The following is a 17,131-nucleotide window of genomic DNA, read 5'->3' as shown; positions in this document are numbered from 1 at the left end:
CATTGGTTAAATTATCAACCTCTGTATCTTAAATTCCAACTCACTAATAAAACAAATATTACTCTAATGAAAAGTGAGCTGGGAGGGCAGGATGCAAGAACAATGGAATTTAGCCACTTTAGCAATTCATGGTGGTCATAAGAAAGAAGGCTTTGGGGCATTAGTGACGCCACTTTATCAGTCGGCGACGTTTGTGTTTGATAATGCAGAACAAGGCGGTGCTCGATTTGCAGGTGATGAACCAGGCCATATGTATACTCGACTCGGTAACCCGACTACTGATGAACTAGAACGTAAAATGGCAATGCTTGAAGGCGCTGAAAGTGCTGCAGCGTGCGCATCTGGTATGGCTGCCGTGTCATCAGCATTGCTGACTCATCTCGAAACTGGCGATCACCTTATTGCATCAAACGCCATTTATGGCTGTACTTTCGCATTGCTTAGCACTCAATTAACACGCCTTGGAATTAATACCACATTTGTCGATTTTAGCGATACGCTTGCGATTGAGGCAGCTATTCAACCCAACACCAAATTAGTGTTTTGTGAAACACCAGTGAATCCGCATTTACAGGTGTTTGATATATGCGCGATAGTCGAGATAGCAAAGCGAAATGGGCTAATTAGTATTGTCGATAACACCTTTATGACACCACTGTTGCAACAGCCATTATCAATGGGAGTTGATATGGTTATTCATAGTGCAACCAAGTACCTCAATGGTCATGGAGATGTAATTGCGGGAATAGTGTGTGGCAGTGAAGCGCATATTCTTAAAGTTAAATATGAAATATTAAAAGACTTTGGTGGCGTGATCTCGCCCCATGATGCTTGGTTAATTCTTCGTGGTCTCAAAACATTGGATGTTAGGTTGACCCGTCATTGTGATAATGCTGAAACTATTGCCAATTATTTAGAAAGTCACCCTCAAATAAATCAGGTGTTCTACCCAGGACTTAAGTCTCATCAAGGTAATGCCTATGTTGGACGTCAGATGAAACGAGCCGGTGGGGTGATTGCATTTGAATTAAATGGCGATAAACAAGCAGCAATTAACTTCGTCAATCGTTTATCGTTATTTGCAATCGCAGTGAGTTTAGGAGATGCGGAGTCATTGGTGCAGCATCCAGCATCTATGACTCATTCGCCCTATACACCTGAAGCTCGTGCAGAAGCTGGTATCACAGATAACTTATTGAGAATTTCGGTTGGGTTAGAAAATGTTGAGGATTTAATTACTGATTTAGAACAAGCTTTAAGACTGATCTGAAAACATAAAAAAATCAGGGATATAAAAGCTCGCTATTTGCGGGCTTTTTTATGTAATTAAGAAGTAAGGTTTATAGCTGATAAAGTGGCAAAGAGATAGTGCTTAGAAAATTTTAAAAGATGGTTCTTAATAAGAAGTTCTTAACAGGAAGTTATTAGAGAAAGCTAGGAAGGTAAATCTTATAATAAATTGGTTGCGGGAGCTGGATTTGAACCAACGACCTTCGGGTTATGAGCCCGACGAGCTACCAAACTGCTCCATCCCGCGTCCGTATTTATTTTTAGCTAAATTGAAAAGTATTTTTGCTGATGTAGCATCAGTTATTGTACATCTTATAAAAGGTTTATAAGAAATTGGTTGCGGGAGCTGGATTTGAACCAACGACCTTCGGGTTATGAGCCCGACGAGCTACCAAACTGCTCCATCCCGCGTCCGATTTTTTCAATTTTTATTAAGTAAGTGGTTGCGGGAGCTGGATTTGAACCAACGACCTTCGGGTTATGAGCCCGACGAGCTACCAAACTGCTCCATCCCGCGTCCGTACTTAATATTGATAGTTGTTATATTGGTTGCGGGAGCTGGATTTGAACCAACGACCTTCGGGTTATGAGCCCGACGAGCTACCAAACTGCTCCATCCCGCGTCCGAATATAAACTATCTTGCTTAAACCGATTGCTAATAAATAAATTTAATAGCTTTTGCAGTTTTATAAAACTAAACAAATAATTGATTTGTTTTACAAAATTGGTTGCGGGAGCTGGATTTGAACCAACGACCTTCGGGTTATGAGCCCGACGAGCTACCAAACTGCTCCATCCCGCGTCCGTTTAAGCGGGGCGAACTATAACGACCTATACCGTCCTTGGCAAGTCGAAATGACATTTTTATGATTGTTTGTTGGGTTAATGAGCATAAATAGCGATTTATTGGCTTTATTGTTTGGCTTTTAATCGATGTCTTATTTATATTTTTCCAATTTTGAAATTTTAAGATCAAATTTACCGACTTTCACCTCTTCGAATATCCCTCATTTATTCTGTAAATTGTTCAAAATGACTTAAAAGATTAGAATTTATGCTTTTCAGTGACATTTTCACACTTGAGATTTGGTTTAGGTATATAATGCCGACTTAATTATACCTGTGAGATGATGACTGCGATTCCATGTTAAATTTTTTTGCTGCTGCCCCTAAGGGTTTTGAATATAGCTTATCTAATGAGCTTAAAGAGTTTGGTGCTACTGATGTTAAGGAAAGCGTCGCTGGTGTGTATTTTTCTGCACCAATAGAACTCGCCTACCGAATTACATTATGGTCTCGCCTTGCTAGTCGCATTGTCGTGGTTATCTATAAAGGTGCTTGTGAATCTGCCGAGCAACTTTATAACGCAGCTTATGCTGTCGATTGGCCATCTCACTTCTCTAATAACAGTACATTTGGTATCGACTTCCATGGTACTGGTGGATTTATCAATAACACCCAATTTGGTGCATTGAAAATCAAAGATGCGGTAGTTGACCGTTTTCGTGATGATGGTAAAGAGCGCCCAGACGTAGAGCGTATTAATTCTGATTTTAGAATTGATGCTCATTACCGAAATAATCAACTTACCATGTCGATCAATTTTTCTGGTCCTTCTTTACACCAACGCGGTTATCGCTCTACTACAGGTGAAGCGCCGTTAAAAGAAAACCTTGCCGCCAACATGTTGGCTCGAAGTGGCTGGCAAGCAAATCCTATAACGTTATTAGACCCTTTTTGCGGAAGTGGTACCGTCGTTATTGAAGCCGCTTTAATTGCTGCTGATATCGCCCCTGGTTTACAACGTGCAAGATTTGGTTTTGAGCATTGGCTTGAGCACGATGAGACTATTTGGCATCAAATTTTAGATGAAGCACACGCCAGAGCTTCATTAGGTAAGACTCGCTGCGCGGTTAAATTCTTTGCATCAGATATCGATTCTCGCTTAGTGGCTTTAGCTAAAAAGAATGCTGAAAATGCAGGTGTTGCCGATTTAATTGAGTTCTCTGTATCGGATGCGTTAAATGTGACTCCACCTGTTGCAGACGGCTTTCTTATTTCTAATCCTCCATATGGTGAGCGCTTAGGCAGTATTACTGAACTATTGCAGTTGTATTACCAGCTGGGTGACAAATTTAAGAAAGACTTTGGTGGTTGGAAAATTGCCATGCTTTGCAGTGACATTGAGTTATTATCAGCATTAAAGCTAAAAGCTGATAAGCAAATGAAGATGTTTAATGGCGCACTTGAGTGTGGTTTTAATCTTTATACTCTGCATGCTAAAAGTACTCGCCGCGAAGCGCCAGTATTGCCTGAAGGCGTCGATATTGCCGATATTTCACCTGCTTTTGCTAACCGCATTAAAAAGAACATGAAGCAGCTGACTAAGTGGGCTAAAAAAGAGGGCATTGATAGCTACCGTATTTATGATGCTGACTTACCAGAGTACAATGTTGCGGTTGATAAATATGTCGACCATGTTGTGATTCAAGAGTATTCAGCGCCAGCGACGATTCCGGAAGCCGTCACTAAACGCCGTTTAACGGATGTGTTGTTATCACTACCGAATGCGTTAGGTATTGACCCTGAGCTTGTGACATTAAAAACCCGTGAGCGTCAAAAAGGGACGAATCAATATCAAAAAATTGATGAGCAAAAGCTTGAGATCATTACTCAAGAATATAACGCCCGCTTTAAATTAAACCTAACAGGGTATTTAGACACTGGCTTATTTTTAGATCATCGTTTAACCCGTAAATTGGTTGGTGAAAAGTCAGCGGGTAAACGTGTACTGAACTTGTTCTCATATACCGGTAGTGCGTCAGTACATGCTGCACTTGGCGGCGCAAAATCAGTAACCACTGTTGATATGTCGAATACCTACCTTGCTTGGGCTAAAGAGAACTTTGAGCTAAATAACCTCAACGTTAGACAATATCAGTTTGAGCAAGCTAACTGCATTCAATGGATTAAAGATTGTAACGAACAGTTCGATTTAATCTTCATTGACCCGCCAACTTTTTCTAACTCTAAGCGTATGGAAGATAGCTGGGATGTTCAGCGTGACCACGCAGCACTATTAGTTGATTTGATTAAATTGTTAAGCCCGACTGGTGAAATAATTTTCTCGAATAACAAGCGTAAATTTAAAATGGATATCAATCTTTTAAGTCAGTATAAAATGGACGTGAAGAATATTGATAACCAAACCTTACCATTGGATTATAAGCGTAATCCGCACATCCATAACACATGGTTAATCACTCATGCTAAGTCGCCTTATAGCAGCTAAATCATGACGAGTAGTAATATGTTAACTAACACCATGACAGAAAACTCAGGTTTAATTTTGTATCACACAGATGGGTGTCATCTGTGTGAAATCGCTCAATCCTTGGTTGAGCAATTAGGCTTGAGCTATCAACATATCGATATTTGCGATGACGAAGTATTAGCTGAACGTTATGGCATTTCTATTCCGGTGTTAGTGATGGGTGATAAAGAACTGTTTTGGCCGTTTGATGGCGAGCAGTTAACTGATTTTATTAGGAGCGTCGTTTGAGTCTAGTTCGTATTAATAATGGTTCGTTAGCCTATGGTTACACACCATTATTGAAAAATTCTGATTTCACTATTTTACCTGGTGAGCGTGTTTGTATTGTGGGCCGAAATGGCGCAGGTAAATCAAGTTTAATGAAAGTCTTATCAGGTGATGTGTTACTTGATGACGGTGAGTTTAATATTGCATCTGATGTCACTGTGAGTCGATTGCAACAAGATCCACCTAAAGCTGAAACAGGGACAGTATATAAGTATATTTCAGCGGGGCTTCAAGAAATTGGTGAACAACTAGAGCGTTATCATCAGCTTTCTCATGACGTTGCAACAGCTGAGCCTGAAGCAATGGAGAAAATGCTCAATCAAATGACTCGCTTGCAAGAGTCACTTGATCATAATAATGGCTGGCAACTTGATTCAAGAATCATCCAAAATTGTGAGTTATTAGGACTAGACCCAGATAAGCCTCTGAATGAGCTGTCTGGCGGCTGGCAACGTAAAGTCGCATTAGCCCGTGCCTTAGTTAGTGAACCTGACTTATTGTTACTTGATGAGCCTACTAACCACCTTGATATTGATACCATTGAATGGTTAGAGCAATTCTTGCTTAATTTCAAAGGCGCGATTGTCTTTGTCAGCCATGACCGTGGCTTTATTCATCGTATGGCGACTCGCATTGTTGATTTAGACCGTGGTGTTGTAACGTCATGGCCTGGCAATTACAAAATGTACCTAGAAGGGAAGCAGGAATGGTTACGTGTTGAAGCTGAGCAAAATGCGCATTTTGATAAAAAACTTGCTGAAGAAGAAGCTTGGATCCGTCAAGGGGTTAAAGCGCGCCGTACTCGTAACGAAGGGCGTGTTCGAGCATTAAAAGCCTTAAGAACCGAACGTTCTGAACGTTTGAATCGTCAAGGCAATGCGAAGATGAACGTCAGCGATACTGAGCGTTCAGGCAAGTTGGTATTTGATATTAAAAATATCAATTACAACTTACCTGAAAAAGACTTAGTTAAAAACTTCAGTTCAACCGTGATGCGTGGAGATAGAATCGCATTAATTGGTCCTAATGGTTGCGGTAAATCTACTTTAATCAAATTATTGATTGAGCAATTAACACCGCAATCAGGTGAAGTGAAAGTAGGCACTAAACTTGAAGTAGCTTACTTTGACCAATACCGTGAAGCACTAGACCCAGAAAAAACGGTTGAAGAAAATGTCGGCGACGGTAAAAGTACCGTAACGATTAACGGTCAAGACCGTCATATCTTGAGTTACTTACAAGACTTTTTATTTTCGCCAGCTAGAGCGAGGACACCTGTTAAAGCATTATCGGGCGGCGAAAAAAACCGTCTGTTGCTAGCACGCTTGCTTTTACGGCCAGCAAACTTGATTATTCTTGATGAACCAACCAATGACCTTGATGTTGAGACCTTAGAATTGTTAGAGTCTCTACTCACTGATTTTGAAGGGACATTACTGATTGTGAGTCATGACCGTGAATTTATTGATAATACGGTGACAAGTAGTTGGTGGTTTGCAGGTAATGGGGGCTGGCACGAGTATGTCGGTGGATACAATGATGCTGTATCTCAGGGCGCTAAATTTTATTCTGAGGAACCTGACGCCACATCTGTTGTCATACCATCAGCACCCGTTGAAACTAAGGCTGAAAAACCTAAACAAGCTGCAACGAATGCACCAAAAAAATTGTCGTTCAAACTTCAACGCGAACTCGACCAATTGCCGAGTAAGATGGAGAAGTTAGAACAAGAAGTTGAAGAATTACAAACAACTGTGGCTTCGGCTGATTTTTATAGCCAACCACAAGATACTGTCAATTCAGTGCTTCAAGCATTGGCGACAAAAGAACAAGAATTGGACACTTGCTTTGAACGTTGGGAAGAACTCGAGTCATTGAAGTAAGCGCATAATAAAAATAGGAATTAAAATGAAGTCGAAGTTTGATAAGGCATTATCTGTCGTTGCCTTGAGTGTGCTTGGCGCTATCGGAAGTGTTCATGCTGCTCCAGTATATGAAATTGTAAACATCGAAGATTTTGACCTTAAAGGTAATGTCGATGGCACCAGCCGTGGTTATGCCCTTGGTGTTAATGCCAACGACGAGATGGTCGGTGTATCTAAAGGTAAGAAAAAGTTATCAGTAGATGATGAAGACGACGATGGTGTTATTGACGTAGAAGACGGTATTGCGCCAGAAGAAGCCATTGTTTATTCAGTTTATTTACCAATTATTGCTAATAACTACACTTTTACTGCTGAAGAAAATGACGCAGAATCTCCATGGAACCCTAACTTCTTCAGCATTAATGGTACGACAGCGCCTACTGACGTTGACGATGAAGGTGATTTAATTGTCAATTCAGTCGATACCTTTTTTTATGGTATGAACGATAGCGGCGTTAAAGTTGGCGCTTATACCGCACCTGAAAAAACCATGGACTATGAAGGTGAACAACCTGAAGATGAAGATGATTTTATAGAATATTGGTATTATCGTGACTTTGAATTACGCGGAGTTGCGGTAACAGAAGATGGCACTGAAATCGAACTTAATCCTTCATATGAAACATACGTGCGTGAAGATGACGACTTTGTTGTTGAGCTAGGTGGTTGGTCAGCGGCCGCTGCAGTTAACAACAGTAACTTAGTTGCAGGTTATGCAAGTACAGCCATTACAGAATACAGTTCAGGCCGTGTTGACGATTGTATTGATGCCAGTGAAGACGAAGATGAGGAGTTTCCAGTACCTGTAGAAGTGTGCGTTCAGGCTGATCAGTACCCATCAAATGGTGTGAGAAATATTTCTTATCAAACCCGAGCTCACGTGTGGCAAATCGAATCGGATAATACGATCCCTGAAGATAATATTATTGAGCTTCCACTTGGTTTAACTCCGGATGAAGATTCTACTCTTAACTACACCGCTCAAGGTTTAGGTATTAATAATGACGGTGTAGTTGTCGGTCGTTCGCACACTTACCGTAACGGTAAAGAAGATGACTTATACCAAGATGCAGCATATTGGCAGAAAAATACCACGACAGGTGAATACGAATACAATTGGATTGACCCTGACATTTTCAGTGATACCGTCTATAGCTCAATAGCTTATGATATTAATGATAATGGTATAGTTGTGGGTAGCTTCCAAAAATACATCAGTGGCTATTTAAGAGAAAAATTCTTTTACTACGACATTAATGACCCTGCAGCTGAAATTGTCGTCCCTGATGATTTTCAAGAAGGTCTGTCAGATTTAACCAGCAAACCAAAAGCCATCAATAACGCAGGGCAAGTTGTTGGTAACATTGAAGTGACTTACGATAAAGACACGCCACGTCCTAAGGCTGGTTTCTTATTCAACATGAACGACAATGAGTTTATCAACATCAATAACAACTTAACTTGTGAATCGAAAGGTTACGAGCAAGATGAAGATGGTGAGTGGACTCGTCATCAAGTTGAAGTCATTGATGGTGATGGTTCAATCCTAACCTATGGTGCTGAATTCTATGTTGTTGAAGCAAACAGCATTAATGAGGAAGGTACAATTGTAGGCACGGCATTTGTTCGTAAACCTGTTTATCAATACGATGAAGATGGTAACTTGATTTTAGGCGAAAATGGCACGCCATTATTTGAAATTGATGGCAATGGTGATCCTGTAACATCGTTCCTAACCCGCATGGTTGTGCTTAAACCGTCAGCAGGTAATCAAGAAGCTTGTACTGAGTCTGACTTAGTTGAAGATGAGCCATATGTACGTCAAGGTGCAGCATCTTTTGCCTGGTTATTAAGCTTACCGCTACTTTGGCTACGTCGTCGTAAAATGAAATAGCTTGAGCATTTTTTGAACAAAAAGTCGAGGTTTATTCCTCGATTTTTTTTTGTCTTTTTTCTCAATACCTTAAATAAAAATGCATAATTTTGTCATAAATCGACATTGATCTTGTGTGAAAACTCGCCTATTTCTTATGTTGAAGCCATTGATGAAGTCACTATTCAATGGGCTTAATTAACAAAACGAGGATGTGTTAATGAAAAGACAAAAAAGAGATCGATTAGATAGAGCTTTTTCTAAAGGGTTCCAAGCGGGAATTGCAGGACGTTCAAAAGAACTTTGTCCATATGGTACTTTAGATTCTAAATCACAATGGTTAGGCGGGTGGCGTGAAGGTGTTGATGGCCGTTTAAGCGGTTTGTTTAATAAATAGGATTAGATGTTGTCCAAATACAAAAAAGCCCTCATGCGAATAGTGAGGGCTTTTAAGAAAGACTTTATGTGGTGTCTATAGCATTAAATTTAAATAGATGAAGTTTGATTTTACTTCCACTTCAGCACTTATATTCAGCAGCACTATTTAAACAGCTATATGTCAAACCACTGATTACAAAGTTTATACTTCAAAATATTTTTCTGAGACTAAATTTAACACTAAATTATCAATCGGTAATTCTGCTGATAGCATCTTTAGAATGTAGAGGTATCTTTAAAAATACCCACTTTTAAGTCTGTAGCAGAGTATATCTCACGGCCATCGACTTCCATTACTGCATCAGCAATGCCCATAACGAGTTTACGGTGTATTTTGCGCTTTAATGTCAGTTTATAAGTGACTTTTTTAGCTTCTGGCAATACTTGACCAGTGAACTTGACTTCGCCCACACCTAAAGCACGACCTTTACCTTCAGCGCCTTCCCAACCTAAATAGAATCCAACGAGTTGCCACATTGCATCTAAGCCTAAGCAACCAGGCATAACAGGATCGCCATTAAAGTGGCAATCAAAAAACCATAAGTCTGGGGTAATATCAAGTTCTGCTACGATTTCGCCTTTACCAAACTCACCACCGTTTTCATTGATTTTAGTAATACGGTCGATCATCAACATATTATCGACAGGTAAGCGAGGTGAGTTAGGCGCAAAAAGGCTTCCATTACCGCATGCGATTAACTCTTCTTTAGTGAAACTGTTAGCTTTTACCATTTAAAATATTACCACTTAATGTTGAGTAGGGTGACAAGATAGCGAACACGTGTAAGCTAAACAACTCCGATCACTAAATAATTCGTAATTTTATTAATATTTTTTGTAAAAATGACGGTTCGACATCGTCATCATCTTGGCCAGCCATTTTTTCTAATCTTTGTTGGACGAGTCCATACAAAGATTTCTCTGGAAAATCATTGTCTTCATTTCTCTCACCAGCATTAATTTGCATTAGCAAAGTGATAGCTTCATCCATGTGCGCTATTGCATGGACATGGAATAAACCTTTATCAATAGCTTCAATAATTTCTGGCTCAAGGTTCAATTGCAACACATTAGCTTTTGGAATGATGACACTGTGTTCACCATTTAGGCCACGGCTTTGACATAGTTTAAAAAAGCCTTCAATTTTTTCGTTAACACCACCAATCGCTTGTACATTCCCAAATTGATCTAGTGCACCTGTAATTGAAAAAGCTTGATTAATCGGTTGCTCCGCAATTGCTGACATTAAACAACAATATTCAGCTAGTGAGGCACTATCTCCATCAATCTCTTGATAAGACTGTTCGAATACAATATTGGCATTTAAATGCAATGGTGCGTCACGACCAAAGATACGATACAAAGAAGCTGATAAGATCATCATGCCTTTAGTATGGATATTGCCACCCAGTTCAGATTTTCTTTCAATATCGATGACTTCACCGTCACCATAATGAACTGTGGTTGTGATTCTGGCTGGTTCGCCATAACTGGCATCTTGGGTATCAATCACTGTTAAGCCATTTATTTGGCCTATCATCTCACCCGATGTTTGCAAATTAATGAAATTATCAGCAAAGTTTTGCGCAGCGTAAATTTCAGAACTGTCATGACGCTTTTTAATATTGACTAGTGCATTAGATAAGGTAGACGCGCTAACCGACTTAGCATGGGTTAACGCTTTTGCTTGGGTCAGCAATTGCGCAATTTGTAGCATTGATAAACTTAAACGCTGCTGATGTTCTGTGAGTTTTGAGCTATACCAGAATAAAGGCATTAAAGCGGATAGCTCCAATTGAACACCATACTCATTAGCCAAACTCAAAAGCCATTGTAAGTATTGAGCCTCTGAGTATTTGATTAAGTCTAACTCTGAATTTACTTCGGCGAGTAGCGGAAAGTATTTGAAAAAGACTCGGTCCTCACTACGTAAATGAGTAAACAAATTAGCAGAGCCGACAAGGATAATTTTACAGTTCAGCGGAATTGGAGCAAGTTCACTGTTGATGCGGTAAAAACCATCTTCAAGAATTTGCATCACAAATTCCCACAATCCCTCGCGCTTCCAAAGTGACTCTACATCAATAAATACAAAATGGTTCGAAGCTAATATCCCAGCTTTATATTGGCTCGATTTATCGTTTTTTTGCATTTTACCAATTAAATCCGCACGGCGAATTTGACCGCTGATGTAGCTATAGAGCTGATTTTGATTGGCTATAGTTCCAACGTTTGCAGAAGGTAGCTCAGTTTGCCAACGAAAACTTAAATCTTGGTTATCGTTTTGATTTTTTGTCGCGACTAAATATGAGTCAGACGGAGTATCAGCTTGCCCAACTAAAGCTTTAAAAAATAACTTACGATCGATACTTGCAAAGTCAGCAAGATAGAGGTGCTGATTGTCAATTTTTGTCATTAAGTTAAATGCATCTGTACAGCGTTCTTGTCCAAGTAACAGATGACTTAAATAAACAGTACTTGGTAAAGATTGAGGCAAGGTAAACTGCGGCGCAAGTTGCGAGGCTGGGATCAAAGTTGTGGTCATAGCTACAAGTGTTAGAAATAATTAAAAAGATTTTAGCACACAATATCGTCATATCATTGAAATGATTCTTCTATCAGTCAGCTATTTATGGCTTTTATGGCCGTTTATAATGTACTAGAGAGACGGTTTTTACTAAGTTTGCTTAAATAATAACTAAAAAGACTATTTGGTGACCATTTGAATAAGTTTTTAAAAAATCATGTTTACAAGTGAGCCTGATACTTATATTATTCTCGGCGTTCGGAGAGATGGCAGAGTGGTCGAATGCACCGGTCTTGAAAACCGGCATGGGTTTGTAGCCCATCTAGGGTTCAAATCCCTATCTCTCCGCCATATTAAGAAAAGCCCGCTAAGTTATTAGCGGGCTTTTTGCTTTTTGAAATTTGAGATATTTGTAAAGATATTTAAAAGGTTTGTAGCGTCTCAATGTAGGGTTCATATCCCTATCTCTGCGCCATATTTATCGAAAGAGCCCGTTATTGAAAAATAGCGGGCTTTTTTGTGTTTGTATTTTGGAGTATTGCCAATTGGTTTGTAGCGTCTCAATGTAGGGTCTTCATATCCCTATCTTTCCGCTATATACAAAAGCCCGTTATTAAAAAGCAGCGGCATTTTTGTTTTAGGAAGACCATTGCAACATAAGTTTGTACCTTAATTAGCAACTACTGGCGTTGTTAATTAAAATTAATAATTGCTCAAGATGCTGAAATTTATGCTTAAAAATGGTTTTTTAATGTTTAAGGGGACGCTGAATATATTTATTGGTATGCGAATTGATACAATTCAACATATAATCGAATTTCATAATTGAGTTTGGAAAATATTTTGTTGTTTAAACGTCTAAAAATCATTTTTTTGTTAGTGTTATCGTTGAGTTCTTTCTCAACGCTTGCACAAGTGCAACTAAATGAGACTCAGAAACAAAATAATACTGATCTAGTAACCGCTGAAATGTCGACTTGTGTTTCAGGTGACTCAATTGCTTTAAGCATCATATCATCTACTGATAGTGCAAAAGCTTATGTCTCAAATACTGCTCAAGCTAATCAAATTAACCTATTGCAATCTCAACTGTTGCAAACTGATAGCCAGAGTGTTGTTTCTAATCTAGTTAATAATCAGGCTAAATCTAAGCAATTTTCTAAAGAAAAAGAACAACCGCTTATTGGTGAGTTAACCAATATTAACTTTTTTAATGAAGTTCGACGGGTTGTCAGTAGTGATAATCGAGCAGGGGTCGGCGCAAGACCTAATTATTTTCTACAAATCGCTTTTTTCGAGCCAATTATATTCAACCGTTATATTGCCCCGATAGAAAAACCTAAATTCACCACTCATTGGACTAGCCAGCTATCTAGTGCCGTTTCTCGCCTATCAGGCTGGAAAGACGGTAACAGCCTCTATAGCCACCATCATATACGTTTTAGCTAACTCTCTGTTATTCAAATAAATTATTTATTGCCGATTTACGGCTAATTTATTGTGCTCTTGGACATACCTATTTGAGTTGATTTCTTTCGAGTTTATTTCGTAAGAGTTAAGTTTCATAGGCTTTATCTAAGCAAGTGCACGGTCTCATTCTTAACAGAGAATAAAACGTGAATAAAAAAACACCTCAAGCTCCAATTAATCGCTTTGCGACTTGGAAATACATCGTGCTGCTTATTAGCATTTTAATGATGTTTCTTAGCGCATTACCGTCGCTTTATGGCGAGAATGCAGCTCTACATATTAACGCTAGAGACAATCAAATTGAGATATCTCAACTTGTTAAACAGTTAAATAGCGAAGATATTTCGACAAACTACGTTACCCAAACCCGAGATAAAATAACCGTAGTGTTGAGCGATCCTAATCAACAATCTGCTGCCAAATATTCGATGGAATCTTACTTAGAAAAAGATAACGTTGTTGTTGCTTTGGCTATGGAGTCTGATGCACCTCAATGGTTAACAGACTTGGGTTTTAATCCAATTAAATTGGGTTTGGATTTACGTGGTGGTGTCCAATTCTTATTGGATGTTGATATGGAACCTGTGTATCACGCCCATCGACAAATGGTCATTGATGAATTTAGGCAAATGGTCAGAGGCTCTCAAGGCCGACATGTTGATGGCAAAGTGCAGCTGAACTTTCGAAATAATGCCGATTTACAAGCTGGGGTTGCGAGTGCTCGTGAAGAGTTTCCCCAGTGGCAACGCAGCGTAAATGGTAACACCTTGGTAATGACGCAAACTGAAGAAGCGCGTGATGTATTGCGTAGTACAACGGTTCTTCAAAACCTGCAAATTATGCGAAGCCGCATTGAGCATTTAGGGATTACTGAGGCTTCTGTGCAGCGCCAAGGTCAAACAAGAATTCGCATTGAGTTACCAGGGGTTCAAGACCCTGCCACTGCAAAAAATGTGATTGGCGCAACAGCGTCTTTATCTTTCCACGCTTTAGCTGAGCCGCGCTCACCAATGGCAATGACCGTAGATGATGAAAGCGGCAGACCAGTGCATTTAAACAGAAGAGCAATTTTAGGTGGTGAGCATATCATTGATGCTAGAGCAAGCATTGGAGAAATGGGCATGCCGCAAGTGAACCTGACTTTAGACTCTGCTGGTGGGAGAAAAATATCTTCATTCTCACGGGATAATATCGGTAATCCAATGGCGACGCTCTATAACGAGTTTAGCCAAGGAAAAGATGGTGAAAGTGTTGAGCAAAGTAAGGTCATCAGTGTCGCGACTATTCAAGCGCACCTAGGTAATCGCTTTATGATTTCAGGTAGTGGCAATTTAGCAGAGTCACAAGAATTAGCGATGTTACTGAGCGCTGGCTCGTTAACTGCACCTGTCACCATAGTAGAAGAGCGAACCATTGGCCCAAGCCTTGGCGCTGAAAATGTTAAAAGTGGTTTTGCAGCCTTAGCATTAGGTCTAGGTCTAACACTAACATTTATTGCCTTTTGGTATCGACGATTAGGTTGGGTGGCTAATACTGCATTATGCATCAACCTTGTCATGCTGGTGGGTTTAATAGCGTTAATTCCTGGGGCCGTTTTGACTATGCCAGGTATTGCGGGTTTAGTACTGACAGTTGGTATGGCTGTTGATACTAACGTACTGATTTTTGAGCGAATCAAAGACAAAATGAAACAAGGTTATAGCTTTGCTCAATCCATTAACAGCGGTTTTGATAGTGCTTTTTCATCTATTTGGGATGCGAATTTAACCACAATGATTGTGGCAATAGCCCTTTACTCAATTGGTAATGGACCTATTCAAGGCTTTGCCCTGACACTCGGCTTAGGGCTTCTTACAAGCATGTTTACAGGCATTTTCCTTTCAAGAGCCATTATTAACCTAATTTGGGGACGTGATAAACGTCGCATGGTAAAAATATAATGAAAAATTCATCAGATAGTTTATCAAATCAAACGACAAGCAGTAAGTTAACTAAAATTCGTTTTATCATGACAGGTTTTTCACTGTTTTTGTTAGTGGTGTCGTTAGGATTAGTAGCGTTTAAGGGGTTTAACTGGGGGCTTGATTTCACTGGTGGCGTTGTCGCTGAAGTGCGAGTCGATGCGGCTTTACAAGCAGATCAAATTAAGGCTCATTTAGATCAAGAACTCAGTCAAGATGTGCAAGTGATGAAAGGCAGTGACAGTGGCCAGTGGATTATTCGCTATAGTCATGATGGTGAACTTGATACAGGAATTGCAGAGCAACTAGCCCCAATTAGCCAGAAGGTTCAAGTCGATAGCCATAGTATTGTTGGACCACAAGTCGGACAAGAAATGGTTGAGCAAGGCAGTTTGGCAATTATAGCTTGTTTGTTGTTAATCATGGTCTATCTCAGCATGCGCTTTGATTGGCGCCTAGCGTCAGGAGCTCTAATCGCGTTAATGACTGATGTTGTGATTGTTTTGGGCGTATTTTCGTTATTGCAAATAGAATTTAATTTGACCGTACTAGCTGCGTTACTGGCTGTACTGGGTTACTCATTAAATGACTCGATTATTATTGCTGACAGGGTCAGAGAATTGATGCGTATGCGCCCTAACGGTCAAACTGAACCTATTATTAATGAAGCAGTTAAAGCGACCTTTTCAAGAACATTAGTGACTTCAGGTACGACACTTGTGACGGTTTCAAGTCTGTGGCTTCTTGCTGGAGATAGTTTGCAAGGTTTCTCTATCGCTTTATTTGTAGGCATAGTATGCGGCACCAGCTCATCTATTGCTTTAGGGGTGACATTACCTCAGCTATTTGGTTTAAAACCCGCAGATTACATTCCTCAATCTCTTGATATTGAGGAAAACTACTCATGACAAAGCTGTTTAAACAAGAGTGGTTACTTTTGATTGGGTTCTTGGCTGTCACTGTGTTCAAAAGTCAGTGGAATCAGGTATTACAAGGGGAGTTATTTTCGTTTTATGGTCTGTTAGTAAGCTCTTTTTTATTTATTGTAGTGTTAGCAACTATATTTGCTGTCGTACGTCACTCTGACGCTTTAGCCATAAAATTGGGTGATCCTTATGGGACCTTAATTTTAACCTTGTCGGTTATAACTCTAGAAGTGGTGATGATCTCATCCATTATGGTTACTGGTGATCCTAACCCTGTTTTAGCCAGAGACACCATGTTTGCGGTCATTATGGCGGTTTTAAATGGTTTGGTCGGGATAACCTTATTGATTGGTGGCATTAAGTATCGAACACAGAAATATAATGTGGATGGGATAAAATCATATTTAATCGGCATAATTCCACTCGCATTATTGTGTTTAGTCATGCCTAACTTTACCTCATCGGATGAATTTGGTTCGATGTCGTTGGCGATGACAGGAACTCTGATTATTGCTTCGATTGGATTGTATTGTACGTTTCTATTTATACAGACTCGTAGTCATACTCATTTTTTTATCGACAAAAATCATTTAGTTGAAGATGAAGATCATGGTCCATTGGGGTCTAATTTTTATCACTCTTTCTTTTTGATTGCGTATTTGATGGTGATTATTCTATTGTCGAAGAGTTTTGCGATTCCGGTTGAAGTTGGTATTGAGTTTTTAGACGCACCCATTGCGTTTGGTGGTTTGATAGTTGCGTTACTGGTGCTAGCACCAGAAGCAGTGGGGGCAATAAAAGCGGCATTGAATAATCAATTGCAGCGGGCGATGAACTTGTTTTTCGGTTCAGTGCTTGCCACCATCGCCTTGACAGTACCAACGGTTATTTTAATCAGTTATGTGATTAATCAACCATTACAACTTGGCTTAGCTAATGCTGAAATGGTGCTTCTATGCACTACGCTAATGATGACAGCTGTTAGTTTTAGTAGTGGCAGAACAAACTCATTGAATGGAGTTGCTCACCTAATTTTGTTTGTTGCTTATATTATTTTGATGTTTGAATAGTGGATTAATTAGCCATAAAAAAACCAGCTTAGCTGGTTTTTTTATGGCT

At 39.6% G+C, this 17,131-nt stretch carries 12 protein-coding genes and 6 tRNA genes; 11 read left to right on the top strand and 7 right to left on the bottom strand.

The features are described from left to right. Positions 1-91: 91 nt before the first annotated feature. Positions 92-1,270, top strand: a complete 1,179-nt coding sequence (locus QPX86_RS12915; RefSeq protein ID WP_220755328.1) for a trans-sulfuration enzyme family protein — start codon at positions 92-94, stop codon at positions 1,268-1,270. 190 nt (positions 1,271-1,460) lie between these two features. Here the strand turns inward: QPX86_RS12915 and QPX86_RS12910 are convergent. The 5 genes from QPX86_RS12910 to QPX86_RS12890 form a co-directional block, all read right to left on the bottom strand. Further along, positions 1,461-1,537, bottom strand: a tRNA-Met gene (locus tag QPX86_RS12910). A gap of 87 nt (positions 1,538-1,624) precedes the next feature. Then, positions 1,625-1,701, bottom strand: a tRNA-Met gene (locus QPX86_RS12905). A 29-nt stretch (positions 1,702-1,730) separates the two neighbouring features. After that, positions 1,731-1,807, bottom strand: a tRNA-Met gene (locus tag QPX86_RS12900). A 29-nt stretch (positions 1,808-1,836) separates the two neighbouring features. Continuing rightward, positions 1,837-1,913: transfer RNA gene (locus QPX86_RS12895), tRNA-Met, on the bottom strand. Between the two features lie 103 nt (positions 1,914-2,016). After that, positions 2,017-2,093 (bottom strand) — tRNA-Met (locus QPX86_RS12890). A 342-nt stretch (positions 2,094-2,435) separates the two neighbouring features. On the opposite strand from QPX86_RS12890, the gene rlmKL reads away from it, so the two are divergent. The 5 genes from rlmKL to rmf all read left to right on the top strand — a co-directional run bounded on the left by rlmKL (position 2,436) and on the right by rmf (position 9,087). Next, positions 2,436-4,583 (top strand): bifunctional 23S rRNA (guanine(2069)-N(7))-methyltransferase RlmK/23S rRNA (guanine(2445)-N(2))-methyltransferase RlmL, encoded by a 2,148-nt coding sequence (gene rlmKL / locus QPX86_RS12885; protein WP_220755600.1) that lies wholly within the window; start codon positions 2,436-2,438, stop codon positions 4,581-4,583. Between the two features lie 3 nt (positions 4,584-4,586). Further along, positions 4,587-4,853: a glutaredoxin family protein gene (locus tag QPX86_RS12880; RefSeq protein ID WP_259651406.1), complete on the top strand. Its 267-nt coding sequence runs from the start codon at positions 4,587-4,589 to the stop codon at positions 4,851-4,853. Next, positions 4,850-6,775 carry an ABC transporter ATP-binding protein gene (locus QPX86_RS12875; RefSeq protein WP_285162934.1) on the top strand — a complete coding sequence of 642 codons (1,926 nt, stop codon included), beginning with the start codon at positions 4,850-4,852 and terminating at the stop codon, positions 6,773-6,775. Before QPX86_RS12880 ends, QPX86_RS12875 begins: the two co-directional genes overlap by 4 nt. Positions 6,776-6,800: 25 nt before the next feature. Then, positions 6,801-8,711 carry a DUF3466 family protein gene (locus QPX86_RS12870; protein ID WP_285162933.1) on the top strand — a complete coding sequence of 637 codons (1,911 nt, stop codon included), beginning with the start codon at positions 6,801-6,803 and terminating at the stop codon, positions 8,709-8,711. A gap of 199 nt (positions 8,712-8,910) precedes the next feature. Continuing rightward, positions 8,911-9,087 carry a ribosome modulation factor gene (rmf, locus tag QPX86_RS12865; protein ID WP_102528615.1) on the top strand — a complete coding sequence of 59 codons (177 nt, stop codon included), beginning with the start codon at positions 8,911-8,913 and terminating at the stop codon, positions 9,085-9,087. Positions 9,088-9,344: 257 nt separating this feature from the next. On the opposite strand, the gene fabA is transcribed toward rmf, so the two are convergent. Together fabA and QPX86_RS12855 are read right to left on the bottom strand one after the other, a co-directional pair. Continuing rightward, on the bottom strand, positions 9,345-9,860 hold the full coding sequence (fabA, locus tag QPX86_RS12860) for a bifunctional 3-hydroxydecanoyl-ACP dehydratase/trans-2-decenoyl-ACP isomerase (protein ID WP_285162932.1): 516 nt from the start codon (positions 9,858-9,860) through the stop codon (positions 9,345-9,347). Positions 9,861-9,933: 73 nt separating this feature from the next. After that, positions 9,934-11,673: an AAA family ATPase gene (locus QPX86_RS12855; RefSeq protein WP_285162931.1), complete on the bottom strand. Its 1,740-nt coding sequence runs from the start codon at positions 11,671-11,673 to the stop codon at positions 9,934-9,936. A gap of 242 nt (positions 11,674-11,915) precedes the next feature. Here QPX86_RS12855 and QPX86_RS12850 point away from each other — a divergent pair. The 5 genes from QPX86_RS12850 to QPX86_RS12830 all read left to right on the top strand — a co-directional run bounded on the left by QPX86_RS12850 (position 11,916) and on the right by QPX86_RS12830 (position 17,082). Continuing rightward, positions 11,916-12,006: transfer RNA gene (locus QPX86_RS12850), tRNA-Ser, on the top strand. Between the two features lie 495 nt (positions 12,007-12,501). Further along, complete coding sequence (locus QPX86_RS12845) at positions 12,502-13,104, top strand: hypothetical protein (RefSeq protein WP_285162930.1); 603 nt, start codon at positions 12,502-12,504, stop codon at positions 13,102-13,104. Positions 13,105-13,271: 167 nt separating this feature from the next. Next, positions 13,272-15,065, top strand: a complete 1,794-nt coding sequence (secD, locus tag QPX86_RS12840) for a protein translocase subunit SecD (RefSeq protein ID WP_285162929.1) — start codon at positions 13,272-13,274, stop codon at positions 15,063-15,065. Beyond that, positions 15,065-15,994 (top strand): protein translocase subunit SecF, encoded by a 930-nt coding sequence (gene secF / locus QPX86_RS12835; protein WP_285162928.1) that lies wholly within the window; start codon positions 15,065-15,067, stop codon positions 15,992-15,994. The genes secD and secF overlap by 1 nt, the downstream gene beginning before the upstream one ends. Next, complete coding sequence (locus tag QPX86_RS12830) at positions 15,991-17,082, top strand: calcium:proton antiporter (protein WP_220755532.1); 1,092 nt, start codon at positions 15,991-15,993, stop codon at positions 17,080-17,082. Before secF ends, QPX86_RS12830 begins: the two co-directional genes overlap by 4 nt. The last annotated feature ends 49 nt before the right edge of the window (positions 17,083-17,131 follow it).

The organism is Shewanella goraebulensis, from assembly GCF_030252245.1.
GTDB lineage: Bacteria > Pseudomonadota > Gammaproteobacteria > Enterobacterales > Shewanellaceae > Shewanella > Shewanella goraebulensis.
The sequence above is the reverse complement of the archived record's forward strand: the minus strand, read 5'-3'. Positions and strand labels throughout refer to the sequence as shown.

What these genes read in the sequence shown, in the direction of transcription:
- QPX86_RS12880 (WP_259651406.1), top strand. Translation starts at nt 4,587, where the DNA reads ATGACGAGTAGTAATATGTTAACTAACACCATGACAGAAAACTCAGGT.
- QPX86_RS12855 (WP_285162931.1), bottom strand. Translation starts at nt 11,673, where the DNA reads ATGACCACAACTTTGATCCCAGCCTCGCAACTTGCGCCGCAGTTTACC.
- secF (WP_285162928.1), top strand. Translation starts at nt 15,065, where the DNA reads ATGAAAAATTCATCAGATAGTTTATCAAATCAAACGACAAGCAGTAAG.
- fabA (WP_285162932.1), bottom strand. Translation starts at nt 9,860, where the DNA reads ATGGTAAAAGCTAACAGTTTCACTAAAGAAGAGTTAATCGCATGCGGT.
- QPX86_RS12870 (WP_285162933.1), top strand. Translation starts at nt 6,801, where the DNA reads ATGAAGTCGAAGTTTGATAAGGCATTATCTGTCGTTGCCTTGAGTGTG.
- rlmKL (WP_220755600.1), top strand. Translation starts at nt 2,436, where the DNA reads ATGTTAAATTTTTTTGCTGCTGCCCCTAAGGGTTTTGAATATAGCTTA.
- QPX86_RS12915 (WP_220755328.1), top strand. Translation starts at nt 92, where the DNA reads ATGCAAGAACAATGGAATTTAGCCACTTTAGCAATTCATGGTGGTCAT.
- rmf (WP_102528615.1), top strand. Translation starts at nt 8,911, where the DNA reads ATGAAAAGACAAAAAAGAGATCGATTAGATAGAGCTTTTTCTAAAGGG.
- QPX86_RS12830 (WP_220755532.1), top strand. Translation starts at nt 15,991, where the DNA reads ATGACAAAGCTGTTTAAACAAGAGTGGTTACTTTTGATTGGGTTCTTG.